The following is a 24,361-nucleotide window of genomic DNA, read 5'->3' on the forward strand; positions in this document are numbered from 1 at the left end:
CGCGAGAGCGAACGCGATCGTAGATCGCAAACACCGCCGCCAATACGCAGCCGGCGATGATGCCGACGGTCAGGTCTTCGATCAGCGTGAGGCCGAAGGTTGCGATCAGCACGCAAGCTGGGCGCCAGTCGCGAAGCAGGCGAGAAAACTCTTCCTTCTCGGCCATGTTCCAGCACACCACCACCAGCACGCCGGCGAGCGCCGACAGCGGGACAAAGCTGGCCAGCCGGGCTCCGAGCACCATGAACACCAGCACGAACAGCGCATGCGCCATGCCGGAGACCGGGCTGCACGCGCCGGCGCGGATATTGGTCGCCGTACGGGCGATCGTGCCGGTTACGCTGATACCGCCGAAGATGGCGGAGGCGATGTTGGCCACGCCTTGCGCCACCACCTCCATATTGTAGCGATGCTTGCGCCCGGTCATGCCGTCGGCGACCTTTGCGGACAGCAGGCTTTCGACCGCGCCGAGCAGCGTGAAGGAGAGCGCCGCCGGCAACACTTCAAGCACGGTTGCGTAAGAGATCGCAGGCAGACGCGGGCCCGGCAGGCCGTCCGGAAGCTGGCCGAAACGGCTGCCGATCGTCTCCACCGGCAAATGGAACAGCCAGGCGGAGACCGCGGCCAGAACGACCGCGATCAACATTCCCGGCCAGTTCGGCGCCAGCCGTCGCAACAGGAAGATCAGGGCCGCCGAGCCAACGCCAACGGCGAGCGCAGCAGGATTGAGCGTCGGCAACGCCTGGCCGAGCGCGGCGAGCTTTGGCAACAACGGCCCTGGTTCGACGGCAGACAGTTTCAATCCGCCGAGATCCCTGAGCTGGCTGGCAAAGATCGTGACCGCGATGCCGCAGGTGAATCCGACAGTCACCGCATGGGGAATATAACGGATCAGCGAGCCGAGCCTCAAAAGGCCGATCAGGGTCAGCATGAAGCCGGAGATGAAAACCGTCAGCAACAGCCCTTCGAGGCCGAACCTCGCCACGGTGGCAGATACGAGGACGATAAACGCACCGGCGGGTCCGCCGATCTGATAGCGGCTGCCGCCCAGCGCCGATACCAAAAAGCCGCCAATGACGGCGGCGTATAATCCCCGCTCGGGCGATACGCCCGAGGCGACGGCGATCGCCATCGAGAGCGGGAGCGCGACAATCGCAACCGTCAGCGCCGCCAGCATATCCTTTCGAAAGCTGGCGAGGCCGTAGCCCTCCTCGATCATGACAGTGACGAGCTTGGGGCGGTAATGATGAGCGGTGGCAGAGCCGTCAGGCATAGCGGGGTAGCCGATCAGGGATTCGCGGATTATAGCGGAGGGCCGGACGCGGAACCAGAAAAACTCCCTATGCGCCGCGATGGCGCGGGAATGAGCTGCCGGCAAAAAAAGCAGCCGGCAGGCGTGAGTGCGCGCCTCAGGCGTCAGCCGGCGTGTTCGATGGCGCGGATGGCGCCGCGCAGTTCGGCGAGGCCGCGCAGCCGACCGATCGCGGTATAGCCGGGATTGGTCCGCTTGGTTTCCGCGAGATCGTCGAGCATGCGATGACCGTGATCCGGCCGGAACACGATCTGGTCGCGCGATGAACGCTTGCGGTTCTCGGCGAGCAGCGCCTTGAGCACCGCGATCATGTCGACGTCGCCGTCGAGGTGATCGGACTCGAAGAACGAAAGGCCGTCGTCTTCCCGCTTGGTCGCGCGCAGATGCGCAAAGCCGATCCGCGGCGCGAAACGTTTGGCCATCGCGGGCAAATCGTTTTCCGCGCGCACGCCGAGCGAGCCGGTGCAGAAGCAGATACCGTTGGCCTTCGAGGGCACGGCATCGAACAGCGCCTGGTAATCTTCCGCCGAGGACGCAATGCGCGGCAGGCCGAACAGCGGGCGCGGCGGATCGTCCGGATGCAGCGTCAACGTCACGCCGAGGGATTCGGCGACCGGCGTCACACGCGCGAGGAATTCGCTGAGGTGGCGGCGCAGCACCGCGGAATCGATGCCGCGATATTGCTGCAAGCGGTCGCGGAATTGCGGGATCGTCAGCGGATCGGTCGTGGAGCCCGGCAGCGCGCTGGCAATGTTGGTGACGAGGACATCGATATCGGCCTGCGTCATCCCCGAATGGACCTCCTTGGCGCGACGCCGCGCTCCTTCCGAATATTCGGCCGGCGCCTCGGGGCGCTCCAGGATATGCAGATCGAACGCCGCGAAGCGCTCCTGATCGAAGCGCATCGCCTTGGCGCCGTTCGGCAGCTCCCATTCGAGATCGGTGCGGCACCAGTCCACGACCGGCATGAAATTGTAGCAGATGAGCTTGATGCCGGACGCGGCGACGGCCTCGAGACTTGCGATCCAGGCCTCGATTGAGCGCGTCGCCTTGCCCCCCAGCCGCTTGACGTCGTCGGGTATCGGAATCGATTCCACCACCGACCAGGTCAGCGGCGAACGGCCGGGCTGGCCGTTCTCGATCAGGTTCTTGCGTTCCTCGACGGCCTCGCGCGTCCAGGCCTCCCCGATCGGCACCTGATGCAGCGCCGTCACCACGTCGGTCGCGCCGGCCTGGCGGATATCATCGAGCGATACGGGGTCATTGGGCCCGTACCACCGCCATCCCTGCAGCATCATGCAAGTTCTCCTGAAACGAAAAGTACGCTCAAGCCGTCAGCACGACCTTGACGCTTTGCGAGCGGTCGAGCGCCAGCCGCACCGCATCGGGCGCGACCGAAAGCGGGCGCTGGGCCGTCACCAGCGAAAGCACATCCACGCTGCCATCGGCGATCAGTTCGACCGCGGTGAAGAATTCGGATCCAAAGCGGAACGAGCCGCGGAGGTCGATCTCCTTGGCCATGACAGCATTGGCCGGCACCGGGATCTGCCCGCCCGGCAGATTGCCGACCTGGACCACGACGCCGCCGCGCCTGACGACGCCGATGGCGCTGGCAAGGCCAGCGGCCGTCCCCGAGACTTCAAACGCGACATCGAACGGGCGCGCCGCGGCCTCGGCCTTCAGCGCCTCATCGCCGCCTGAGATATCGACGACGTGGTTGGCGCCGAGCCTCGTGGCGAAAGCCAGCGGCGCCGCCGCGATGTCGACAACGGTGGTCTCCGCGATCCCTGCGCGCTGCGCGGCCAGCATGGTAAGGAGACCAATCGGGCCGGCGCCGAACAGCACGGCACGCTTGCCATTGACGTCGCCGGCGCGGGCGACCGCGTGCAGGCATACCGCCAGCGGCTCGGCGAGCGCTGCCGCCTGATACGTCACGTGATCGGGAATCTTCACGCATTGCGCCGGGATGGCGTCGAAGTAAGACGCAAAGCCGCCCTGCATGTGCGGGGTCTTCGAGGCCGAGCCCATGAAGAAGATGTTTTCGCAGAGATTGAGCCGGTTCTCGCGGCAAGGTTTGCAGTGACCGCACCAGCGCGACGGATTGAGGGCGACACGGTCGCCGACCTTCACGTCCGGCGCGGAGCCGGCGATCTCGACCACTTCGCCAGCGATCTCGTGGCCGAGCACCAGCGGTGAGGTCACCACAAAATCGCCGGTGCGGGCATGGCGATAATAATGCATGTCGGAGCCGCAGATGCCGCCGGCGCCGAAACGAATGCGTACCATGCCTGATGCCAGGGGATCGAGCGGCCGCTCGACCATTCGCAGATCTTCCGGGCCGAACAGCGTTGCGGCCAAAGCCATCGATGTCATTTTGAGAGTCCCATGTATTTAGGTAGCCAGAGCGTCAGTTCGGGGATGTAGGTGATGGCGACGAGCGCCAGCAGGAGCGGCACCAGCCACGGCAAGATCGCCATGGTCGTGCGCTCGACGGAAAGCTTTGCCACGCGGGCGAGCACGAACAGCACCATGCCGAGCGGCGGGTGCAACAGGCCGATCATCAGGTTCAGCGTCATGATCAGGCCGAAATGAATGGGATCGATGCCCAGTTTCAGAACGATCGGCAGCAGGATCGGCACCAGGATGGTGATGGCCGCGATAGTGTCGATGAAGCAGCCGACGAACAGGATCAGGATGTTGGCGAGCAGCAGGAACACCCACTTGTTCTGGGTGATGCCGAGCATCGCATCGGTCAGCGTCTGCGCTGCCTGCGACACCGTCAGCAGCCACGCAAAGATCGAGGCCGCGGTGACGATGAACAGCACCGAGGCCGTCGTCTCGATGGTATCGAAGGTCGCTTTCGCCACCGTCTGCAGCGTCATTGACCGATAACGCACCAGCCCCAGAAACAGCGACCAGATCACGGCAGCCACCGCGGCCTCCGTCGGTGTGAACCAGCCGAGCGTCATGCCGCCGATCAGGATGACCGGCGCCATCAGCGCCATCACGGCGGAGAAATCAAAATACCAATCGAGCGCCAGCAGCACCACGAGGCCGATGCCGACCGCCATGTTCACCGACATCCCGGCGACGACCAGGAGCCAGACCACCAGCGGGAAAGCCAGGACGATGAAGATTTCGAGGCCGGCCGATCCGAGCTGCGCCCATGAGAACGGCGAGTCACTGCCCCAGCCGTTCTTGTGCGCGAAATAGGCCACCGTCGCCATCATGAACAGGGTCATTACCACGCCGGGAATCACGCCGCCGAGAAACAGCGCACCGATCGAGACGTTGGCCATCATGCCGTAAATGACGAACGGCAGCGATGGCGGAATGATCGGACCCAGCGTTGCGGATGCTGCCGTCACGCCGACGGAAAACTCCGTCGAATAGCCGTGATCCTTCATCGCCTTGATTTCGATGGTGCCGAGCCCCGCGGCGTCAGCGATAGCTGTGCCGGACATGCCGGAAAAGATCACCGAGCCGATGATATTGACGTGGCCGAGACCGCCGCGCATCCACCCCACCAGCGCGACCGCGAACTTGTAGATACGCCCGGTCACGCCCGCGATGTTCATGAGATTGCCGGCCAGAATGAAGAACGGCACGGCGAGCAGCGGAAAACTCTCGACGCCGGCGATCATGCGCTGCGCCAGCGTCACGTCGGGCGTGATGCCGGAGACGAGAATATAGACCAGCGACGACACCGCCATGGCCAGCGCGACCGGAAGGCCGAGCAGCATCAGCAGCAGAAATCCCCCAAGCAGCAGCAGCATCGCCCTACCCTTCCGTTCCGTCGAATGCGCCGGGGCGCTCCAGAATCGAATAGCCCCGCCGCCAGTTCTCGACCGCGATCTGGATCGAGCGTGCGAACATCAGCGCGAAGCCGAGCAGCACGGCGTAATAAACAAAACCCTTTTGAAACTTGATCGTGGTCATCCGCTCGTCGCCGATGATCTGGATGAACTGCCACACCAGCTTGATGGCGTATCCAAAGAACGCGATCCGGATCAGGTCGATGACGGTTGACAGAGCGCGCGCCGGCAGATGCGGCAAATAGCGGAACAAGAGATCGACCTGGATGTGCCGCGATAGCCGCACGCACATCGCCGAGCCGATGAATACCACGCCGATCAGGCAGTAGGTCGCGATCTCCTCGGTCCAGGCATAGCTGTCGTTGAGGACATAGCGGGTGAAGAACTGCAGGAACACGGACAGCGCCATGATCCAGAAGATCGCGAGCGCCAGCCAGTCCTCGGGCGCATACTGGCTCAGATCCGCACCCTTGGGGACCTCGTCCTCGAAGGTATGGGCGATCTCGTCCGCCGTGATCTGCTTGTGAACTTCAACCGTCGACATGCGCCCTCTCCGAGGCTGGCATTGATGACCGGAAACTCCGGTGGGCCCTCGCCGTGCCGGCCACACATGGTGGCAAGCACGGCAAAGCTGCTCCGTTATTTCACCGCCTGGATGCGATCCCAGTCGGCCTTGCGGTAATCGAAGCTCTCGAAGGTCGTGGTCTTGAGCACGGTGTCGCGGAACTCGTCCTTGTTGATCTCGGTCACCGTCAGGCCCTTCTGCTTGAAGAAATCGACCAGCTTGGCTTCGTTGGTCTTGATCTCCGCGGTGGCCTTGGTAGCCGCTTCCTGGGCGACTTCGGTGAAGATCTTGCGATCCTCTTCCGAGAGCTTCTTCCAGAGCGCGCCGGCGACGACCGTATTGAGGTGATCGACGATGTGGCCGGTCAGCACGATGTGCTTCTGCACCTCGTAGAACTTCTTGGCTTCGATCGTGGTGAGCGGGTTTTCCTGGGCTTCCACCGTGCCGTTCTGCAGCGCGAGATAGACCTCGGCAAAGGCGATCGGCGCGGTGTTGGCGCCGCAGGCGCGCGGCATCGCGAGATAGGCCGGAACGTCAGGCACGCGAATCTTGAGGCCCTTCATGTCGGCGCAGGTCTTGATCGCCTTGTTCGAGGAGGTGTGACGCACGCCGTAATAGGTCACCGCCACGATGTGGTGACCGCTCTTGTCCTCGTAACCCTTGGTGAGCTCCTTGAAAACGTCGCTCTTGGTGTAGGCCAGGAGATGCTCGGCGTCGCGGAAGGTGTAGGGATAATAGGTCACGCCGATCGGCGGATAGCTTTTCGCCGCGAAGCTCGAGCCGGAAATGATCATGTCGACTGAGCCGAGCGCGAGCCCCTGGTTGATATCGGTTTCCTTGCCGAGCTGCGAAGCCGGATAGACGTCGATCGCATAGCGCCCATTGGTGCGCTTGCCGATTTCGCCGGCGGCCCAGACGGAAGCGGTGTGGAACGGCTCCGAGGTTTCGTAGACGTGGGCCCATTTGAGCTTGGTTTGCGCCATGCCCGATGTGGTCGCCGCCAACAGCGCGGTGGCCGATGCCGCGAATGCAATCGTCAATTTCTTCAACACGTGAATTCCTCCCTTGCTACAATTTGCTTTTTTACTCAACCGGCCCGGCATTTCGCCGAGCCGTTCGAATTCTCGTCGTTCAGCCGCTCCTTGCGCGGACGCTGGAAGCGGGCGAAGCTTCCGTTCCGAAATTCTGCGCAAAGCGGGCCTGCGAACGCGCCAGGTGGTCGCGCATCGTCATGCGCGCCGCGTCCGGATCATGCGCGGCAATGGCATCGCGGATCGCCCGGTGCTCGGCCAGCGCCGCATTCCAGGATTTCGGATTCTCGAAATAGTGCGCGAGCTTGGCGAAGTAGGGATTGAGCCGCTGGTCGAACAAATCGCCGACCACACGGACCAGCACGGCGTTGTCGAGACATCCGGCTACAGCGACATGAAACGCGCGGTCATGGATCATCGAGGCTTCGCCGGGATGCTGCACGGATGCCATCGCTTCCAGCGAAGCGTCGATACGCGCGATGTCTTCAGGTGTGGCTACCCGCGCCGCCTGTTCGGCGATGGCGCCTTCGAGGAATTCGCGCGCGCGCAAGAGTTCGAATGGACCTTCGATCTCGGCCGCCACCGGCAAGAGCGGCGCAAGCGCCGCCGGCTCGCTGACATAAATTCCGGAACCGACGCGAATCCGAACCCGGCCCTCGACTTCCAGGGCGATCAGGGCTTCGCGCACCGTCGGCCGCGACACCTTCAACTGTTCGGCAAGATCGCGCTCGGTCGGAAGCCGGCTGCCCACGCCGTATTCGCCGCTGTCGATCAAGGCGCGGAGCTGATCGGCAACCTGGCGATAAAGGCGTCGCGCTTCCACGGCTTCGAGCGGCACGCTCGTCTCTCCCTGACGATCCCCTTACGTGATCGATTTTTCTTGCTTTGATCGGGCCAAGGCCAATAAATCGGAAATATTGGCCTTACCAATTGACCAAGGATTGATAGATCGAGCCCCCCATGTCAAGCGAAACGGCGAAAAATCACGTTTCCGGCCCGAAAGACGGCGATTTCCGCCTCTCGAATGCCAGCCTTGATCGGCTCCCCGGCCAGATCCGGCGTCCGGCCTATGACCGCTCGGGCGTCACGCCGGGCATCGTTCACCTCGGAATTGGCGCGTTCCACCGGGCCCACCAGGCGGTGGTCATCGACGACCTCCTTGCAAGTGGCGCGACGGATTGGGGAATCGTCGGGGCGAGCTTGCGAAGTGCGGAGACGCGGGATGCCCTCGCCCCGCAGGATTGCCTCTACACCCTGGCCGTTCGTTCCGGCGCGGGCACCGATCACCGGATCATCGGTTCGGTTCTCGCATGCGAAGTCGCCAACGAGAAACCTGCCCCTTTGATCGCGCGCCTCACCGACCCGGCCACGCGCATCGTCTCGCTGACGGTCACCGAGAAGGGCTATTGTCACACGCCGCAAACTGGCGACCTGGACGAAAATCATCCCGACATCGTTCATGACCTGCAGAATCCGGGCACGCCGCGCTCGGCCATCGGATTTCTGGTAGCCGCGCTGGCTCGTCGGCGGATTGCGGGGGCCGCCCCCTTCACCGTTCTGTCCTGCGACAATCTCTCCGCCAATGGCCATACGGTGGGGCGGATCGTGGCGCAGTTCGCCGCCTTGCGATCGGGCAACCTCGCCAAATGGATTGAAGCCGAGGTGGCCTTCCCTTCGACCATGGTGGACCGGATCGTACCGGAGACCACCGACCTCGACCGATCAGAGGTTTCCTCCGCACTCGGCATGACCGACGCTTGGCCGGTGGTGACGGAGCCATTCACGCAATGGATCGTTGAAGATCGCTTTCCGGCCGGACGGCCGGATTTCGCGGCCGCAGGCGTGCAGATGGTCTCGGATGTGACGCCGTTCGAGCACATGAAACTGCGGCTGCTCAACGCCAGTCACTCGGCGCTGGCCTATCTCGGCTATCTCGCCGGCCACGAGACCATCGCTTCCACCATGACCGATCCTCGCTTTGCGGCCTTTGCCAGACAGGTGATGCAGGACGCGGCGCCGACGCTTACGATGCCTGAAGGCACGGACCTCGCCGCCTATAGTGCATCGCTGCTGCAGCGCTTTTCCAATGCCGCCCTGCATCACCGTACCTGGCAAATCGCGATGGACGGCTCGCAGAAACTGCCGCAGCGGCTGCTCGCCACCATGCAGGACCGGTTGCGGCTGGGCCTTTCGATTGACACGCATGCGCTCGCGGTAGCCGGCTGGATGCGCTACGTCACCGCAAAGGACGAACAAGGACGCGCCATCGACGTGCGCGATCCGCTTGCCAAGGACCTGGCTGACATCGCCGAGCGCGCCGGCCCAAGCGCGGAGCGCCTTGCTCCCGCGCTGCTGGAGGTGCACTCGATTTTCGGTACCCTCGGCAGCGATCCCCGCATGCGCACCGCCGTCACCGGGGCGCTCTCAAAACTCTATGCCCTGGGTGCACGGCAGACGGTGCAGACGTTTCAGCCAGCATGATTTGCAGGTCAGAACCACCTGGCGGCAAGGCCACACCGCGATCGCCGTTCGTTTCCGGAATTCAGCAGGCTAAGGCGACAGCAACGTCCTGGTGAGTGGGTGATCGGGATCGGCGAGCCCGTCGATGACATCGAAATGATGCCGGCCGGGTTCTTCGATCACGCAGGTTTTCGCGCCGAGCCCGGTCCAGATGTTGGCGAGAAGCGCGTTCTGGCGGACGAATTCCGGGCGCTCGGCGCTGCCCACCCAGCACGTCACGCGTGCGTTCCGTATCGGCTCCAGCAATGCGGGGCTTTCCACGCGCGCCTCGGCCTCGTCGATCCGCAACTCCGTATTCATCGCGGCGTTCATCAGCGGACGAAGGTCATGAAGGCCGGAAATGGAGACGGTGTGGCTGATGCGCGCCCGGACATCGTCCGGGAGCGGCGACGTCGCCGAAATCATGCGTGTCACCAGATGCCCGCCGGCGGAATGGCCGGCCAGAAAAAGCGGACCTTCGACCATCGCAGCGGCACGCTCGACGGCCGCGGCAATTTCGCGCGTGATCTCGGAGATGCGCACAGCCGGGCACAGCGTGTAGGACGGCATCGCCACCGCATAGCCGCTTTCAACCGATCCGCGTGCGAGATGCGACCAAAAGCTCTTGTCGAGCGCCTTCCAGAATCCGCCATGGACGAAGACGACGAGACCCTTTGGCCGGCCTTCCGGTACAAAGAGATCGAAGCCGTTTCGTGCGTGCTCGCCATAGCTGATATCGAGCGTCGCGCGGCCGCCACCTTGAAGCGCATCGCGATAGGCCTGCGCGGGCTGCACCCAGGCCGCCGGCCAGCGTTCGCCGCCCGGAATGTTCGGAGCATTCGCGTAGGCGTCGCTCCAGTCGGAAATCTGATGAAAAATCACGCGGTTCGCTTTCCATTTCGATTCTGTGGGCCGGGCGGATGTCCGATCGATGCCCGCAGGCAGCCAGTCTATACCGGGAAGCGCACCTTTCGCCCATAAATTTTAAGCTTGAAATAATCGATGTCAGCGCGAATAATTCCGTCGGGCTCGCACCAGGGAAACACATGACCGATTTCACGCGAACGAAATCCCGGTTCGCCATCCCGGATGGCGTGATCTATCTGGACGGCAATTCGCTCGGTCCCCTGCCCGTTGCCGCCGCCGATCGCGTCGGCCGCATGATATCGGAGGAATGGGGCAAGCACCTCATCAAGGGCTGGAACGTCGCCGGCTGGATGACGCAGCCGCGGCGTGTCGGCGACCGCATCGGCCGGTTGATCGGCGCTGCCGACGGCACGGTGGTGGTTGGCGATACGCTGTCCATCAAAGTCTACCAGGCGCTTGCCTCGGCGCTCGAGCTCAATCCGTCGCGGCGCGTGATCTTGTCGGACACCGGCAACTTTCCTTCCGATCTCTACATCGCCAGCGGCCTGCTTGAATCGCTCGACCGTGGCTACGCGTTGAAGGTGGTGGCCCCCGAAGACGTCGAAGCCGCCATCGACGACACGATCGCGGTGCTGATGCTGACCGAGGTCGACTATCGCACCGGCCGGCTGCACGACATGCGCGCACTGACGCGCAAGGCGCATGCCGCCGGGGCGTTGACGGTCTGGGATCTGGCGCATTCCGCAGGCGCAATTCCGGTCGAGTTGGAAGGTACTGAGGCCGATTTCGCCGTCGGCTGCACCTACAAATATCTCAATGCCGGTCCCGGCGCACCGGCCTTCATCTATGTAGCGCCGAAGCACGCCGATACGGCGCGGCCGGCGCTTTCCGGCTGGATGGGTCATGACGCGCCCTTTGCCTTTGACCTCGACTATCGGGCCGGGCCGGGCATCGAGCGAATGCGGGTCGGTACGCCCCCGATCATTGCGATGGCCGCGCTCGACGCCGCCCTCGACATCTGGGACGGCGTCAGCATGACCGACGTGCGCGATGCATCGATCGCGCTCGCCGACCTGTTCATCCGCGAAGTTGAAGGACGTTGTCCCGAACTGACGCTGGCTTCGCCGCGGGACGGAAAGCAGCGCGGCAGCCAGGTTTCGTTTCGTCACCCGGATGGCTACGCGATCATGCAGGCTCTGATCGCGCGCGACGTGATAGGCGACTTTCGCGCGCCGGACATGATGCGCTTCGGCTTTACGCCGCTCTACATCGGAGAAGCCGAGGTTCGCGCGGCAGTTGAAATCATCGCTGACGTCTTGACCAATCGCCGCTGGGATACCGCGGATTACCGCAAGAAGGCGCTCGTAACATGACCGGCAAGCCCGACGACTCCCCGCGTGAGGGAGCCCAGATGTCGTTCGACGGGCGCATGTCCTACAGCGATTATCTGCATCTGGAACGCGTTCTGGACGCGCAAGAGCCGCTCTCGGACGCGCATGACGAACTGCTGTTCATCATCCAGCACCAGACTTCCGAACTCTGGATGAAGCTCGCCATCCACGAACTCCGTTCCGCCATCAAGGCGATCCGCCACGACCGGTTGCAGCCCGCCTTCAAGATGCTGTCGCGCATAGCGCGGATCTTCGAGCAGCTCAATACCGCCTGGGATGTGTTGCGGACGATGACACCCAGCGAATACACCGAGTTTCGCGACCAGCTCGGGCAGTCCTCCGGTTTCCAGTCGTACCAGTATCGCGCGATCGAGTTCCTCGCCGGCAATCGCAATCTGGCGCTGCTTGGCCCGCATGCCCACCGCCCCGACATCACGGCAAAGCTCGAGGAGATTCTCGCCGAGCCGGGCCTCTATGACGAGGCGCTGCTGCTCCTGGCGCGCAACGGTTTTGACATCGGCGAAGACGCACGCCGAACCGACTGGCGCGTCAAGCGCACGCCAAACGACGAGGTTTTGGCGGCCTGGAAGACCGTCTATGCGTCACCAGCGAAACACTGGATGCTCTATGAGCTGGCGGAAAAGCTGGTCGATTTCGAGGACTATTTCCGCCGCTGGCGCTTCAACCACGTCACGACGGTCGAGCGCATCATCGGCCTTAAGCGCGGAACTGGCGGCACGTCGGGCGTCTCCTACTTGCGCAAGATGCTCGAGGTCGAACTTTTTCCGGAACTCTGGAAACTGAGAACAGAGCTTTAGGACGACACCCGACAAGCGGGTTTCAGCGCGGCACCACTGCGGTAGCTTCGATCTCGACGCGAGCGGCTTTCTCGACCAAACGCACCACCTGCACCAGCGCCATCGCCGGATAATGCGCGCCGAAGATTTCGCGATAGACGCGGCCGAGCTCCTTCAGGCTCGCGAGATATTCCTCGATGTCGACGACATACCAGGTCAGGCGCACCAGATGCTGAGGTCCAGCGCCGCCGACGGCAAGGATTTCGGAAATGTTGGAAAGCGTCTGACGCACCTGCGCGACGAAGTCGGGCGCCAGATGCCCTTGCGTATCCCAGCCGATCACGCCACCAGTCACCACGAGACGGCCATCGGCCGCCATGCCGTTGGCGTATCCTTTCGGCATCGGCCAGCCGCTCGGCTGCAGCACTTGCGGGCCGGACGACGAGGTATCGGTCTTGGGATTAGGCACCACACTCAGTGTGGGGCCTTTGGGCGCGGTCACCGGCATTCTCCATCAGGTTCAAGCGTTATTCCGCGGCGATGCCTGGCGACGCCGGGCCGCCGGCGGCCATCTGCCTCAGCGCAAAGCGCCTCAGCTTGCCGGTTTCGGTCTTCGGCAGTTGCGCGACAAATTCGATCGCACGCGGATATTTATAGGGTGCAATGGTCTGTTTGACGTGATCCTGCAACGCCTGGGTCAGCGCGGCGTCGCCCTTGGCGCCACCCGCCAAAACCACATAGGCCTTGACGATCATGCCGCGCGCCTCGTCGGGCGCGCCGACCACGCCGCATTCGGCGACGGCAGGATGCGACAGCAGCGCCGTTTCGACCTCGGGGCCTGCGATGTTGTAGCCGGAGGAGACGATCATGTCGTCCGAACGGGCGACAAAGGACAGCCGGCCGGTCGCGCCGCGGACGAAGGAGTCACCCGTCAGATTCCAGCCGTCGCGCACATAGTTCGATTGCCTGCTGTCGGCAAGATAGCGGCAGCCAGTCGGTCCGCGCACCGCAAGCTTGCCAACCGTACCATCAGGCAATTCGTTCATGTTGTCGTCGACGACCTTCGCCTCATAGCCGGAAACCGGTTGCCCTGTCGTCCCGGCAACCGCGTCGCCGACGCGGTTTGTGATGAAAATGTGCAGCAGCTCGGTCGATCCGATGCCATCGAGAATGGTCTTGCCGGTCTTGCGGGTCCAGCTTTCGAACACCGGCGCGGGCAAGGTTTCGCCGGCGGAGACCGCGATCCGCAGCGACGACAGATCGGCGCCCTTGTCCATCGCGGCCATCATCGCGCGATACGCGGTTGGCGAGGTAAAGCAGATCGTCGCCTTGTAGGTCTCGATGATCCTGACCATTTCGGGCGGCGCCGCGTTTTCCAACAGCGTGGCGGTCGCGCCGAACCGCAGGGGGAAGATCGCGAGCCCACCGAGCCCGAATGTAAAGGCCAGCGGCGGCGAGCCGACGAAAACGTCGTCCTCGGTCACGTTGAGGACTTCCCTGGCGTAACCATCCGCAACGATCATGAGGTCGCGATGGAAATGCATCGTCGCCTTGGGTTCGCCCGTGGTGCCCGAGGTGAATCCCAGCAGGGCTACGTCGTCACGTCCCGTTTTCACGGCGTCGAACTTCACCGGCTTGTTCAGCGCCACCCGGTCGAGCTCGGCATCATGGTTGGACGTGCCGTCGAAATTCACCACCTGCTTGAGAAACCGGCTGGTCTTCGCGCAGGCGACCAGTTCATCGGCGATGCGGCTGTCGGTCAGCGCCAGCGCGATCTCGGCCTTGTCGATGATCTTGGTCAGTTCGCCGGCGCGCAGCATCGGCATGGTGTTGACGACGACCGCGCCTGCCTTGGTGGCCGCAAGCCAGGCTGCGACCAGCGCCGGATTGTTGCCGGAACGGATCAGGACGCGGTTGCCGGGCTTGACGCCGTAATTCTCCACCAGCGCGTGCGCGAGGCGGTTGGACCAGTCGGCCAGTTCCTTGTAGGTGCGCTGGCGGCCGTTGCCGATCAGCGCGATCCGGTCGCCCCAGCCTCTTTCGACGATACGGTCGGTCAGTTCGACCGCGGCATTCAGATATTCCGGATATTGAAACTCCGGCCGGTCGAGCAGCAGGTCCGGCCACTGGTCGGACGGCGGCAGGTTTCGCCGCGCGAAATCGTCGACATGGCCCGACGGGCCAAGAGACCTACCAAGAGATTGGCTGGGAGTTCTACCTGACATTTTCATCTCCCCTCGCTTCCAGCAATGAAAGGCTCGAGATCAATATCGAGGACGCCCGGCAACGCCGTCTCGCAAATCATTTTAGGCTTAAAACAATTTTTCGCAAGTGCGGAATCGGACCTCTCCGCCGCCAAAATCAGCTGGCGGCGCTCCAAGGGGAACCCGTCAGGCTGCGCGGTAGGCCGGCGCCGAGGCCAGGAAGCGGCCATAGGCCGCGGCATCGGGCGGGGTAAATTTCTCCACCAGCGGGTTCGCCCGGCGTCCGGACACGCCGATATCCGACATCAACTCGTCAAAATGCTTGAAATGATAGGGCGCCACGCACAACCCGCCATAGACCCCGGCCGCCGGCCGCTCGACGCGCCTGAAATGCAGCATCATCTCGATGTTGTCCCGCATCTCCTTGGGCGTGGGCTGACGGGCGAGCTGGCCATCGGCGTAGCGCACCAGCCAGTTCGCGGCGAGGTCTGCGCACAGCACCGTACAGAAGCTGGAATTGAAACCGACGAATCCCATCTCGGGAAGGTCCGGATTGGCGATCAGCCGATACAGCCGGTACTGCCCGTCGGGCTCAACCAGTCTGTCGCGGTACGCCTGCGAAAGGAACGGCACCCCCAGCTTGTAGCCGATCGCGAGCACGGCAACATCGGCCTGGACGCGCTGCCCGCCGGTCATCACAATCGAATTGCCGTCGTAGCGATCGAAGCTGCCTCTGATAGCCTTGATGCGGCCGTCGGCGACCATCGGAAAGAATCCCGGGGTTGCGATTGGCACTGAGCAATTGACGCCGTCCTCGATCCGCTCTTTCGGCACCATGTCGCATTTGCCGAGCTTGAGCTGAACTTTCAGCAGGCTCTCCAGTCCGCGCCAGTTGGCCCAGACGAACGGCTTTGCGACCGCATGCGCGAACCGCGACATCGCTCCGATGCCCCAGCTCCGGAACATCTCCTCCTGCGCGCGGATGTAGAGAATGCGTTTGAAATTGACCAGGCCGCCGATGAAATAGGGAATCCGCCATACCGGCTCGCGGTACACCAGCGTCACCTCGGCAGCGCCGGAATTGACCGCATTGACCGCGATGTCCGTCGCCGATTTCGAACCGCCGAGCACGACGATCTTGCGGCCCTTGGCGATGACAGGATCGTTGTATTGCGAGGAGTGCATGATGCGCCCGCCCTGCGCCTTGAACGATTCTTCGCCGGGCAGGCTGAGCGTCTGGGGTTCGTTGAACTGCCCGGTACAAACAGCGACAAAATCGAAATCCTCGTGACGAACGCTGCCATCCGGTCCCCGCAGTTCGAGCCGCCAGCCCGGCGCGGAATCGGGCCGACGATCCATCTGCACCACGGAAGTGTTGAAGCGGATAGCGCCGAGCAGATTATTGTCCTTGGCGTACTCGGTCAGATAGGCGTGGACCTGCGGGCCCTTCGGCCACTCCGGATAGGAATCCGGCATCGCCTTGTCGGTGTAGCGGTAGAGATCCTTCGGGCTTTGCGTTTGCACCTCGGGATAGGACCGCGCCGGCTCCCAGACCCCGCCGAGATCGCCGCTGCGCTCGATGATCGTGATCTGATGTCCACGCGCGGCGAAGGCTTTTGCCGCTGCGAGCCCCGATACACCGGCGCCAATGATACAAACCTGTTTCTGCCTGACCATGACAATTCTCCAGCAGGGATCGGCCCGAGTATTGAGGGCTCAACGCATTGCGATTTCCGGCGCAGTTGCCCGGCGGTGGCGAAGCTATTCGTTGGCCTCGGGCGGCAAAAAGTTCACCTCGTGCTGCGCCGAGATCCGGACCACCTCTTCGGGATCGGTCAGATTGTGAAGCTGGTTGAACAGCGCCTCCAGCTTCTGCATCGGCGACACCCAGAACAGCGCGCGCGCCGGCTTGTCGGACTTGTTGAAATAGCCATGCGGAATGCCGCGCGGCATCCGAACGAGGTCACCGGCCTTGGCTTGCACCCAGACGCCGTCGAGCTTGAGATCGAGGGTGCCCTCCTGCACCAGGATGAACTCATCCTGCGTCGGGTGGACGTGCACCGGCACGAACTGGCCGGGTTCGCTGTTGGTCTCAAAGGCAAAGGTTGAATCGGTCACGGCTTTGGGGAAGTAGACCTGACCCAGGATATTCCAGGTCTTGCCGCCGTAGCCCGTGCCGCTGGCGGTGATGCCTTTTTCGAGCGCTGCCATGTCGCCGTCTCCTCTGTCGCAGTGGGTGGTTCTTGGTGTCCAACTTGTTCGCGCAAGCTGCGGCCCGGCGGCCCGACCGTCTAGCCAGAAAACGAATCCGTCGGCCGCGGACAGAAATTTTTCTGCTTGTTGCGGCGCGAAAAGACGGCTCTTGCCTCCAGACCAGGCAGGCAAACACCAACAAATCGCCTTTCCAATAACAGACCGCGCCGATATTATAGGCTTCAAATAATGCGAAGGGCCGGGCCGTGGCGAGAGCGACCAGCATTCCCCAGCATGACCCCGCCGCCCGGCTGGCGGCGTTCAACCGCGTTTCGACCGGCAGCGTCGACGATGCCGCCGATGCGGTCGGGCGGATATTCTGCCCGCACCGACTTACGCCCGAGCACAGGACATCACCCGACTTTTTTGCGCTGCATAACAGTGCGCTCTTTGGCGGATTGTCCGTCAACTATGTCGCCTATGGCGGGTCGGTGTCGATCGACCCCGGCTGTCTCGAACGCTTCTTCCTGTTGCAAATCCCCGTGCACGGTTCGGCGCAGATCCAGACGGCGGCGCGCGACATCGCAGCCACTCCCGGCGCCAGCGCTTCGCTGTTGTCGCCGACGATCCCCACCCGAATGACCTGGCAGGGCAATTGCGCCCAGCTCATTCTGCTGGTCGAGCGCCGTCTGTTGGAGCAACGGGCTGCGGCGCTGTCGGGCCGGTCGACGGGCGCGGTGGAGTTCGAGCCCGCGGTCGATCTCACTTCTGCGGGTGGTCGAGCGCTTCAGTCGCAGATTTCGCAGTTCGTCGATCTCGCCGAACGCCTCGGACCGGCACGGCCACTTTCGCCGATCGCAGCGGCCAATCTGCGCGAGACTTTGTTGGGTGCCTTGCTCCACGGCCAGCGCCACAGCGCGAGCGATGCGATCGACCGATTTGGCGGCCGCGCCGAAGCGCTGCCGCAGTCGTTGCGGCGGGCGCGCGAGTTTCTGTATGCGCACGCGGACGAGCCGCTCGACCTTGCGCAACTGGCCGAAGCCGCGGGTACAGGCATCCGCGCCCTGCAGCTCGGCTTCCAGCGGCATTTCGGAACCTCGATCTCGGAGATGCTGCGCGACATCCGGCTCGCGCATCTCAATGTCAGATTGGGCGCCGCCTCCCCTGACGAGAGCATCACCGACATCGCATTCGAACTTGGATTTACCCATCTGAGCCGGATGGCGAGCGCCTATCGGGCCAAGTTCGGCGAGACGCCCTCGGCGACGCTGCGCGGGATGAACTAGCGCGCGCGATTGTACTCGGTCTCGTAGTCCACATCCCTCAACGCATCACCCTTCCCGCAGCGCCTTCAGCCCGTTCGCGCCTTCGCGGATTTCTGCGCTGACGCCTTGGTCTTGGCCAGCAGCCGCATCAGTTCGCGAACATCCTTCGGCGTCAGGTCCCCGAAGACATCGGCAATCCACAACTCATGCTCCGCCGCCATCTTGCGGAATTCGGCCCGTCCTGCCTTGGTCAAGCGGATTACCTGCACGCGGCGGTCGGCGTCCGACGTGCGGCGGTCGAGATGGCCGGACTCGACGAGGCGCTCGACGAGCCCGGTGACGTTGCCGTTCGAGACCATCATCCGCTTGGAGACATCTGACAGCGTCATGCCCTCCGGCACCTTGTCGAGCTGGGCCATCAGATCGAACCGCGGCAGCGTGACATCGAAGCGTTCGCGCAACCGGCTGCGCACCTCGCCCTCGATCAGAGTCGTGCAGGTCAACAGGCGAAGCCACAGCCTGAGTTCGTCGCCATGATGCTCGGGGAGTTCGACGGCCTTGGTCTCTGAATCGAGAGTCATTGTGTGATCTTGTCTGCTTTGGGCTTCGAAGAATTCGGACCTTGGGGGAATCGAACAGATCGCAGCTTTGGATCATTGTCCAGATTTCTTTAAGTTTCAAGCAATTGGCGCGGGGATTGCATGGCACCCGGCGCAGCTTGCAGGTGCGGTCATCATCAGAATAAGCTGTATCTTGAGCATTTGGTGTGGCGTGGGTTTCGGCTGCTGAGGCCGAATGGAGGAATAATCATGAAGCAGTCGTTGAAGCTGACCGGACTTGCCGTTGTGCTGGGTGTTGCCGCCACGCCGGCCGCAGCGCAGGAGAAAATCAAGATCGGCGTGATCACGACCTTGTCCGGGCCGGCGGCCGTGCTAGGCCAGCAATCACGCGACGGCCTCCAACTCGGAATCAAGGACCTCGGCGGCAAGATGGCCGGCAAGGATGTCGAGGTCGTCGTTGTCGACGACGAACTCAAGCCCGATGGCGCCGTGACCAAGGCCAAGGGCCTGCTCGAACGCGAGAAGGTCGACTTCGTGGTCGGACCGATCTTTTCCAACATCCTGCAGGCCATTCACCGGCCGGTCACCGAGAACAAGACGTTTCTGATCAGTCCGAATGCGGGGCCATCGAGCTACGCCGGCAAGGAGTGCAGCCCGTTCTTCTACGTGACCTCCTACCAGAACGACCAGGTTCACGAGATCCTCGGCAAGGTCGCGCAGGACCGCGGTTACAAGCGCATGTATGTGCTGGTGCCGAACTATCAGGCCGGCAAGGACTCGGCGGCCGGGTTCAAGCTCGACTACAAGGGTGAAATCGCCGAGGAAAGCTACACGCCGCTGGGTACGCTGGATTTCCAGGTCGAGCTGACCAAGATCGCTTCTTCCAAGGTCGATGCGCTGTTCACCTTCATGCCGGGCGGCATGGGCGTCGGCCTCGTCAAGCAGTTGCGGCAGGCCGGCCTCGCCGACAAGATCCCGGTGCTGTCGGCTTTCACGGTCGATGAATCCACCCTGCCCGCGCAGCAGGACGCCGCCGTCGGCATGTTCGGCGGCGCCAACTGGGCGCCGGACATGGACAATCCCCAGAGCAAGAAATTTGTCGCCGCCTATGAGGCTGCCTACAACAGCGTGCCCGGCACCTACGCCATGCAGGGCTATGATACGGCCATGCTGATCGACAGCGCGGTGAAGGCGGTCAACGGCGACCTCAAGAACAAGGACGCGGTGTCGGCCGCGCTGAAGAAGGCCGAGTTCGCTTCGCTGCGCGGCGATTTCAAGTTCAACATCAACGGCTATCCGATCCAGAATTTCTATCTCACCAAGGTCGCCAAGCGTCCGGACGGAAAATTCCAGACCGAGATCGTCGAGAAGGTGTTTTCGAACTACGGCGATCGCTACGCCAAGGATTGCACGGCGGGCAAATAATCATCGAGAGGGAGCGACACCATGAAGACCGAAATCGCCGGCATCACCCGCGCCAATGAAGGCATCCAGGGAATCTCCTGGAGCATCCTCGGCCAGACCTATGTGCCGAAACACGTCACCGAGCATTCCTTCTCATGGCATGCGACATTCCCGCCCGAGACCTTCGTGCCGCCGCACATCCATCCCGACCAGGATGAATATCTCTACATCCTCGAGGGCCAGCTCGACTTCTTCCTCGACGGCGCCGAGACACAGGCCACGCCGGGCGATCTGGTGCGGCTGCCGATGGGCAAGCCGCACGGCATCTTCAACAAGTCCGGCCGCACCGCGAAGACCTTGTTCTGGGTGTCGCCGACGCAGCGGCTCTACGACCTGTTCTGGGCGATCCACAACATGAAGGAGCAGAAGCCGGACGCAGTGGTGGCGCTGGCCGCCGAGCACAACATCCACTTCCTGCCGCCGCCTCCGGGCGCGTGAGCAGCCGATCCTCATGGTGAGGAGGCGCTTCTTCAGCGCCGTCTCGAACCATGAAGCCCCCGTGCGGTCATCCTTCAAGACGCCGCTTCGCGGCTCCTCCAGCAATAACGGCGAAGCCGTTATGCAGGGATGAGGACCTTCTTTGCAGCTCTTACGCCCGCACCGCCGCCAGTCCCAGCGGCGGCGGGGCGAAGCCGGCCTTGGAGGCATAGCCGCGCACGATTGCCTCGCGCTGGGCGTGGCTCAGCACCTTCTCGATATCGGTGAAGCCATCCGGCGCCAGTTGCTCGACCGCGTCGATCACGCCCTCGGGGCCTCCCCGGCGGTTCGAGCGCACGATCTCCGCCGTCATCGGCAGGCGCTTCTTCTCATAGGCCACCAGCGCCTGACGTGGATGCTCCGCTCGCGCCAGTTCATCGGCCAGCGCGCGGGCATCGAGGATCGCCTGCGATGCGCCGTTGGAACCGACCGGATACATCGGATGGGCGGCGTCGCCGAGCAGCGTCACCCGGCCCCAGGTCCAGTACGGCAGCGGGTCGCGGTCGCAGCATGGGTATTCGTAGAATTCCGGCGTCGCCGAGATCAGGCTGCGCACGTCGACATGGGGCACCGAGAACCGCTCGACGTGCGGCATCAGCTCCTCGCGCTTGCCGGGCCGCGACCAGTCCTCGCGGCGCGGCGGCGCCGAATTGCTCTCGCCGATCTTCACCAACACCGCCCAGTTGGTCAGCCGGCTGGCGGGGCTTGAGCCTTCCGCGATCGGATACACCACCACCTTGGCATTCAGTCCGCCGGCCACGATCATCGAACGGCCGGTCAGGAACGCTGGCCAGTCGCGCGCGCCGCGCCACAGCATCAAGCCATTCCAGCACGGCGGCCCCTCGTCCGGAAACAGCATCTCGCGCACCCGCGAATGAATGCCGTCGGCGCCAACAAGGATATCGCCGCGCGCGGTTTTGACATGGGCGCCGGTGCGGTCGAAGAAGTGCGCAACCACGCCGCCCTCGTGCTGCGCGAACGTGCCGAGACGGCAGCCGGTGTGGATCGCCTCAGGCCCGAGCCGCTCCTCGACGGCGCGGTGGATCACGCTTTGCAGGCGACCGCGATGAACCGAGAATTGCGGCACGTCGTGGCCGGCGTCGAGCCCGCGCGGCTCGCGCCAGACTTCCTGGCCGTGGCGGTTGAGATAATACAATTGGTCGGTGCGAACAGCGGCGGCATCCAGCCGGTCGAGCAGACCGAGAGCGGTCAATTCACGGATCGCATGCGGCAGCGTGTTGATGCCGACACCGAGTTCGCGGATGGTGTCGGACTGTTCGAACAATTCGCAGTCGATGCCGCGCGCGCGCAACATCAGCGCAGTGGTAAGGCCGCCGATGCCGCCTCCGACGATGATTGCCTTCATCCGCGTAACTCCACTCAACCCACCTCAACCTCTCCCCGCTAGCGCGGGCAGAGGGACGGATAGAGCCTGCCATTCGGCCTATTCGGCCGCAAGCGGCTTTGTCGCCTCGGCTTTCAGCTCGGCGCGGGTTTTCGGCTTACCCTTAATTTTGAGGTCCTCGAAATCCTGCCGGTCGCGCACGCTGTTGCGGAAGATCTGCTCCTTGCCCGGCAGATATTGCGGCGGACAGGCGATATCGGCGCCGTACCAGGCCGCCGCCCGCATCGTGAACGACGGATCGACCAGATGCGGCCGGGCGAGCGCCACGAGGTCGGCCCGTCCCGCGGCGAGGATGGTGTTGACCTGATCCGCGGTGGTGATGTTCCCGACGCACATGGTCGCGACCCGGGCTTCGTTGCGGACCTGATCGGAGAACGGCGTCTGGAACATCCGGCCGTAGATCGGCTGCGCGTCCCGCACGGTCTGGCCCGTGGAGACGTCGACCAGATCGACGCCGGCCTCGCCGAACGCACGCGCGACCGCCACCGCGTCGTCGCCGGTGATGCCGCCCGCGACCCAGTCGGTGGCTGAAATGCGCACCGACATCGGCTTATGTGCCGGCCATGCCGCGCGCATCGCCGCGAACACTTCCAGCGGATAGCGCAGCCGGTTGGCGAGCGAGCCGCCATATTCGTCGGCGCGCGTGTTGGTCAGCGGCGAGATGAAACTTGCCAGCAGATAGCCGTGGGCGGAGTGCAGCTCCAGCATGTCGAAGCCGCAGGCCTCGCCGCGCAAGGTCGCCGCCACGAACTCCTGCTTGACGCGGTCCATCGCGGCGCGATCCATCTCGCGCGGCACCTGGCTGTCGGGGAAGTAAGGCAATGGCGACGCCGAGATCGTGTCCCAGCCGCCCTGCTCCAGTGGCCGGTCCATGCCATCCCACATCAATTTGGTCGCGCCCTTTCGGCCGGCGTGTCCAAGCTGCAGGCAGATCTTTGCCGCCGAGTTGGCGTGGACGAAATCGACGATCCGCGTCCAGGCGGCCTGCTGCTCGTCGTTCCACAAACCAGTACAGCCGGGCGTGATGCGGGCGTCACGGCCGACGCAGGTCATTTCCGTGAAGATCAGCCCGGCGCCACCGATCGCGCGTGAGCCATAGTGCACCAGATGGAAATCGCCGGGCACGCCCTCTTTTGCCGAGTACATGCACATCGGCGACACCACCGCGCGGTTTGCGACTTCCATCTCGCGCAGCTTGAGCGGCTGGAACATCGGCGCCGTGGGCTTGTCTATATCGACGTCAAAGCCTTTTGAACGGACCTGCTTCGCAAAGGCCGTGTCGACCTCGCGGACGAACTCCGGCGCGCGCAGCGTCAGATTATCGTAGGTGATCGCCTTGGCGCGGGTCATGACCCCGAACGCGAACTGCACGGGATCGAAATCCCAGAAGCGGTCGACATGCTCGAACCAGACCAGCGAGACGTCGGCGGCGTGCTGGATCTTCTCGACCTCCTCGCGCCGGCCGTGCTCGTAAGTCTGCAACGCGGCATCGACCGTCGGCCCCAGCGCCATGGCGTCCGCCAGCGCAATGGCGTCTTCCATCGCGAGCTTGGTGCCGGAGCCGATCGAGAAATGCGCGGTCGCCTTGGCATCGCCAAGCAGCACCATGTTGTCCTTGACCCAGCGCTGGCTGCGGATCATCGGGAAATTGCGCCACATCGAGCGGTTGATCAGCAGGGGATGGCCGTCGAGGAACCAACCAAAAATTTCCGCCATCCGATCAGCGGATTGCTGTTCGCTCAGGCCTTCGAGCCCGGCGCGCTGGAAGGTTTCGGCATCGGTCTCGAAAATCCAGGTCGATCGGCCGGTTTCATACTGGTAGGCGTGCGCGATGAACGGCCCCCACTCCGTCTCCTGGAAGATGAACGTGAAGGCGTCGAGCGGCTTGGTCGAGCCCATCCACGCGAATTTATTGGAGCGCAGGTCGATCTGCGGCTGGAAGTGGTCGATGTGCTTTTCGCGGAAGCGGCTGTTGATGCCGTCGGCGAGCACGATCAGATCGGCATCGGCAAAGCGGCCTTCGTCGTCGATATCGGTTTCAAAAAGGATCGTCACGCCGAGTTCGCGGGCGCGCTCCTGCAGGATCAGCAGCAGCGTCCGGCGTGAGCAACCGCAAAAACCGTTACCGCCGACGCGGTGGACGGTACCGCGGAAATGCACGGCAATATCGTCCCAATAGGCGAATTCCTGGGTGATGCGGCGGTAGCTCGGCGGATCGTATTTCTCGAAATTGTCCAGCGTGGCGTCCGAGAACACCACGCCGAAGCCGAACGTGTCGTCGGCGCGGTTGCGCTCATAGACCGTGATCTCGGCGTTGGGCCGCTGTTTTTTCAGGAGGATCGCGGCATAGAGACCGGCCGGTCCACCACCGATTATCGCGATTTTCATCTACCGCCTCCGAAACAGGCTGTCGGGCTAGTTCGGAATTACTTTAAGCCTAAAACAATTTTGGGGCAAGCCCTGTTGCCACACCCTCCGCCTCATCCTGAGGAGCCGCGGAGCGGCGTCTCGAAGGA

The 24,361-nt window shown here is 63.4% G+C and carries 20 protein-coding genes and 1 pseudogene; 6 read left to right on the top strand and 15 right to left on the bottom strand.

Annotation, left to right across the window (positions count from 1 at the left end; genetic code table 11):
* Positions 1 to 22: 22 nt before the first annotated feature.
* The 7 genes and pseudogenes from ACVWVY_RS37225 to ACVWVY_RS37255 all read right to left on the bottom strand — a co-directional run.
* Positions 23 to 1,273 (bottom strand): annotated as a pseudogene (locus ACVWVY_RS37225) (SulP family inorganic anion transporter); the annotation flags it as partial.
* Between the two features lie 143 nt (positions 1,274 to 1,416).
* Entirely contained in the window at positions 1,417 to 2,607 is a 1,191-nt protein-coding gene (uxuA, locus tag ACVWVY_RS37230) for a mannonate dehydratase (protein WP_456632405.1), read from the bottom strand.
* Between the two features lie 31 nt (positions 2,608 to 2,638).
* A complete protein-coding gene (locus tag ACVWVY_RS37235; protein WP_456631072.1) occupies positions 2,639 to 3,685 on the bottom strand; it encodes an L-idonate 5-dehydrogenase in 1,047 nt (348 codons plus the stop codon).
* Entirely contained in the window at positions 3,682 to 5,088 is a 1,407-nt protein-coding gene (locus ACVWVY_RS37240) for a TRAP transporter large permease (RefSeq protein ID WP_456631073.1), read from the bottom strand. The genes ACVWVY_RS37235 and ACVWVY_RS37240 overlap by 4 nt, the downstream gene beginning before the upstream one ends.
* Positions 5,089 to 5,092: 4 nt before the next feature.
* Complete coding sequence (locus ACVWVY_RS37245; protein WP_456631074.1) at positions 5,093 to 5,671, bottom strand: TRAP transporter small permease; 579 nt, start codon at positions 5,669 to 5,671, stop codon at positions 5,093 to 5,095.
* 95 nt (positions 5,672 to 5,766) lie between these two features.
* Positions 5,767 to 6,744, bottom strand: a complete 978-nt coding sequence (locus ACVWVY_RS37250; RefSeq protein ID WP_456631075.1) for a sialic acid TRAP transporter substrate-binding protein SiaP — start codon at positions 6,742 to 6,744, stop codon at positions 5,767 to 5,769.
* Between the two features lie 79 nt (positions 6,745 to 6,823).
* The gene (locus tag ACVWVY_RS37255; protein WP_456631076.1) at positions 6,824 to 7,561 is read right to left on the bottom strand and encodes a FadR/GntR family transcriptional regulator; all 738 of its coding nucleotides are present in this window, start codon (positions 7,559 to 7,561) and stop codon (positions 6,824 to 6,826) included.
* Positions 7,562 to 7,683: 122 nt separating this feature from the next.
* On the opposite strand from ACVWVY_RS37255, the gene ACVWVY_RS37260 reads away from it, so the two are divergent.
* The gene (locus tag ACVWVY_RS37260) at positions 7,684 to 9,204 is read left to right on the top strand and encodes a mannitol dehydrogenase family protein (protein WP_456631077.1); all 1,521 of its coding nucleotides are present in this window, start codon (positions 7,684 to 7,686) and stop codon (positions 9,202 to 9,204) included.
* A gap of 69 nt (positions 9,205 to 9,273) precedes the next feature.
* Here ACVWVY_RS37260 and ACVWVY_RS37265 read toward each other — a convergent pair whose 3' ends face one another.
* A complete protein-coding gene (locus ACVWVY_RS37265; RefSeq protein ID WP_456631078.1) occupies positions 9,274 to 10,104 on the bottom strand; it encodes an alpha/beta hydrolase in 831 nt (276 codons plus the stop codon).
* A gap of 164 nt (positions 10,105 to 10,268) precedes the next feature.
* On the opposite strand from ACVWVY_RS37265, the gene kynU reads away from it, so the two are divergent.
* Both kynU and kynA read left to right on the top strand, forming a co-directional pair.
* Positions 10,269 to 11,462, top strand: a complete 1,194-nt coding sequence (gene kynU / locus ACVWVY_RS37270) for a kynureninase (RefSeq protein WP_456631079.1) — start codon at positions 10,269 to 10,271, stop codon at positions 11,460 to 11,462.
* The gene (gene kynA, locus ACVWVY_RS37275; RefSeq protein ID WP_456631080.1) at positions 11,459 to 12,298 is read left to right on the top strand and encodes a tryptophan 2,3-dioxygenase; all 840 of its coding nucleotides are present in this window, start codon (positions 11,459 to 11,461) and stop codon (positions 12,296 to 12,298) included. Before kynU ends, kynA begins: the two co-directional genes overlap by 4 nt.
* Before the next feature lie 22 nt (positions 12,299 to 12,320).
* Here the strand turns inward: kynA and ACVWVY_RS37280 are convergent, their stop codons facing one another.
* From ACVWVY_RS37280 to ACVWVY_RS37295, 4 genes are all read right to left on the bottom strand, one after another.
* Positions 12,321 to 12,785 carry a RidA family protein gene (locus ACVWVY_RS37280; RefSeq protein WP_456631081.1) on the bottom strand — a complete coding sequence of 155 codons (465 nt, stop codon included), beginning with the start codon at positions 12,783 to 12,785 and terminating at the stop codon, positions 12,321 to 12,323.
* 19 nt (positions 12,786 to 12,804) lie between these two features.
* Complete coding sequence (locus ACVWVY_RS37285) at positions 12,805 to 14,502, bottom strand: benzoate-CoA ligase family protein (protein WP_456631082.1); 1,698 nt, start codon at positions 14,500 to 14,502, stop codon at positions 12,805 to 12,807.
* A 165-nt stretch (positions 14,503 to 14,667) separates the two neighbouring features.
* Positions 14,668 to 16,158: a flavin-containing monooxygenase gene (locus tag ACVWVY_RS37290; RefSeq protein WP_456631083.1), complete on the bottom strand. Its 1,491-nt coding sequence runs from the start codon at positions 16,156 to 16,158 to the stop codon at positions 14,668 to 14,670.
* 84 nt (positions 16,159 to 16,242) lie between these two features.
* On the bottom strand, positions 16,243 to 16,692 hold the full coding sequence (locus ACVWVY_RS37295; RefSeq protein ID WP_214486093.1) for a cupin domain-containing protein: 450 nt from the start codon (positions 16,690 to 16,692) through the stop codon (positions 16,243 to 16,245).
* 248 nt (positions 16,693 to 16,940) lie between these two features.
* On the opposite strand from ACVWVY_RS37295, the gene ACVWVY_RS37300 reads away from it, so the two are divergent.
* The gene (locus ACVWVY_RS37300) at positions 16,941 to 17,960 is read left to right on the top strand and encodes an AraC family transcriptional regulator (RefSeq protein ID WP_456631084.1); all 1,020 of its coding nucleotides are present in this window, start codon (positions 16,941 to 16,943) and stop codon (positions 17,958 to 17,960) included.
* Between the two features lie 65 nt (positions 17,961 to 18,025).
* Here ACVWVY_RS37300 and ACVWVY_RS37305 read toward each other — a convergent pair whose 3' ends face one another.
* On the bottom strand, positions 18,026 to 18,520 hold the full coding sequence (locus ACVWVY_RS37305; RefSeq protein WP_456631085.1) for a MarR family winged helix-turn-helix transcriptional regulator: 495 nt from the start codon (positions 18,518 to 18,520) through the stop codon (positions 18,026 to 18,028).
* 228 nt (positions 18,521 to 18,748) lie between these two features.
* On the opposite strand from ACVWVY_RS37305, the gene ACVWVY_RS37310 reads away from it, so the two are divergent.
* Both ACVWVY_RS37310 and ACVWVY_RS37315 read left to right on the top strand, forming a co-directional pair.
* A complete protein-coding gene (locus ACVWVY_RS37310) occupies positions 18,749 to 19,924 on the top strand; it encodes an ABC transporter substrate-binding protein (RefSeq protein ID WP_456631086.1) in 1,176 nt (391 codons plus the stop codon).
* Between the two features lie 21 nt (positions 19,925 to 19,945).
* Positions 19,946 to 20,401, top strand: a complete 456-nt coding sequence (locus ACVWVY_RS37315; RefSeq protein WP_456631087.1) for a cupin domain-containing protein — start codon at positions 19,946 to 19,948, stop codon at positions 20,399 to 20,401.
* A 151-nt stretch (positions 20,402 to 20,552) separates the two neighbouring features.
* Here ACVWVY_RS37315 and ACVWVY_RS37320 read toward each other — a convergent pair whose 3' ends face one another.
* Complete coding sequence (locus ACVWVY_RS37320; RefSeq protein ID WP_456631088.1) at positions 20,553 to 21,806, bottom strand: flavin-dependent oxidoreductase; 1,254 nt, start codon at positions 21,804 to 21,806, stop codon at positions 20,553 to 20,555.
* A gap of 78 nt (positions 21,807 to 21,884) precedes the next feature.
* The gene (locus tag ACVWVY_RS37325; RefSeq protein ID WP_456631089.1) at positions 21,885 to 24,233 is read right to left on the bottom strand and encodes a bifunctional salicylyl-CoA 5-hydroxylase/oxidoreductase; all 2,349 of its coding nucleotides are present in this window, start codon (positions 24,231 to 24,233) and stop codon (positions 21,885 to 21,887) included.
* Positions 24,234 to 24,361: the final 128 nt, after the last annotated feature.

Source organism: Bradyrhizobium sp. URHC0002 (assembly GCF_054059515.1).

Excerpts from the sequence above, each read along its gene's own strand:
- ACVWVY_RS37285 (WP_456631082.1), bottom strand. The coding sequence starts at position 14,502 with ATGTCAGGTAGAACTCCCAGCCAATCTCTTGGTAGGTCTCTTGGCCCG.
- ACVWVY_RS37320 (WP_456631088.1), bottom strand. The coding sequence starts at position 21,806 with ATGAAGGCAATCATCGTCGGAGGCGGCATCGGCGGCCTTACCACTGCG.
- ACVWVY_RS37315 (WP_456631087.1), top strand. The coding sequence starts at position 19,946 with ATGAAGACCGAAATCGCCGGCATCACCCGCGCCAATGAAGGCATCCAG.
- ACVWVY_RS37295 (WP_214486093.1), bottom strand. The coding sequence starts at position 16,692 with ATGGCAGCGCTCGAAAAAGGCATCACCGCCAGCGGCACGGGCTACGGC.
- ACVWVY_RS37240 (WP_456631073.1), bottom strand. The coding sequence starts at position 5,088 with ATGCTGCTGCTGCTTGGGGGATTTCTGCTGCTGATGCTGCTCGGCCTT.
- uxuA (WP_456632405.1), bottom strand. The coding sequence starts at position 2,607 with ATGCTGCAGGGATGGCGGTGGTACGGGCCCAATGACCCCGTATCGCTC.
- ACVWVY_RS37245 (WP_456631074.1), bottom strand. The coding sequence starts at position 5,671 with ATGTCGACGGTTGAAGTTCACAAGCAGATCACGGCGGACGAGATCGCC.
- ACVWVY_RS37305 (WP_456631085.1), bottom strand. The coding sequence starts at position 18,520 with ATGACTCTCGATTCAGAGACCAAGGCCGTCGAACTCCCCGAGCATCAT.
- ACVWVY_RS37310 (WP_456631086.1), top strand. The coding sequence starts at position 18,749 with ATGAAGCAGTCGTTGAAGCTGACCGGACTTGCCGTTGTGCTGGGTGTT.
- ACVWVY_RS37280 (WP_456631081.1), bottom strand. The coding sequence starts at position 12,785 with ATGCCGGTGACCGCGCCCAAAGGCCCCACACTGAGTGTGGTGCCTAAT.
- kynU (WP_456631079.1), top strand. The coding sequence starts at position 10,269 with ATGACCGATTTCACGCGAACGAAATCCCGGTTCGCCATCCCGGATGGC.
- ACVWVY_RS37325 (WP_456631089.1), bottom strand. The coding sequence starts at position 24,233 with ATGAAAATCGCGATAATCGGTGGTGGACCGGCCGGTCTCTATGCCGCG.
- kynA (WP_456631080.1), top strand. The coding sequence starts at position 11,459 with ATGACCGGCAAGCCCGACGACTCCCCGCGTGAGGGAGCCCAGATGTCG.
- ACVWVY_RS37235 (WP_456631072.1), bottom strand. The coding sequence starts at position 3,685 with ATGACATCGATGGCTTTGGCCGCAACGCTGTTCGGCCCGGAAGATCTG.
- ACVWVY_RS37260 (WP_456631077.1), top strand. The coding sequence starts at position 7,684 with ATGTCAAGCGAAACGGCGAAAAATCACGTTTCCGGCCCGAAAGACGGC.
- ACVWVY_RS37290 (WP_456631083.1), bottom strand. The coding sequence starts at position 16,158 with ATGGTCAGGCAGAAACAGGTTTGTATCATTGGCGCCGGTGTATCGGGG.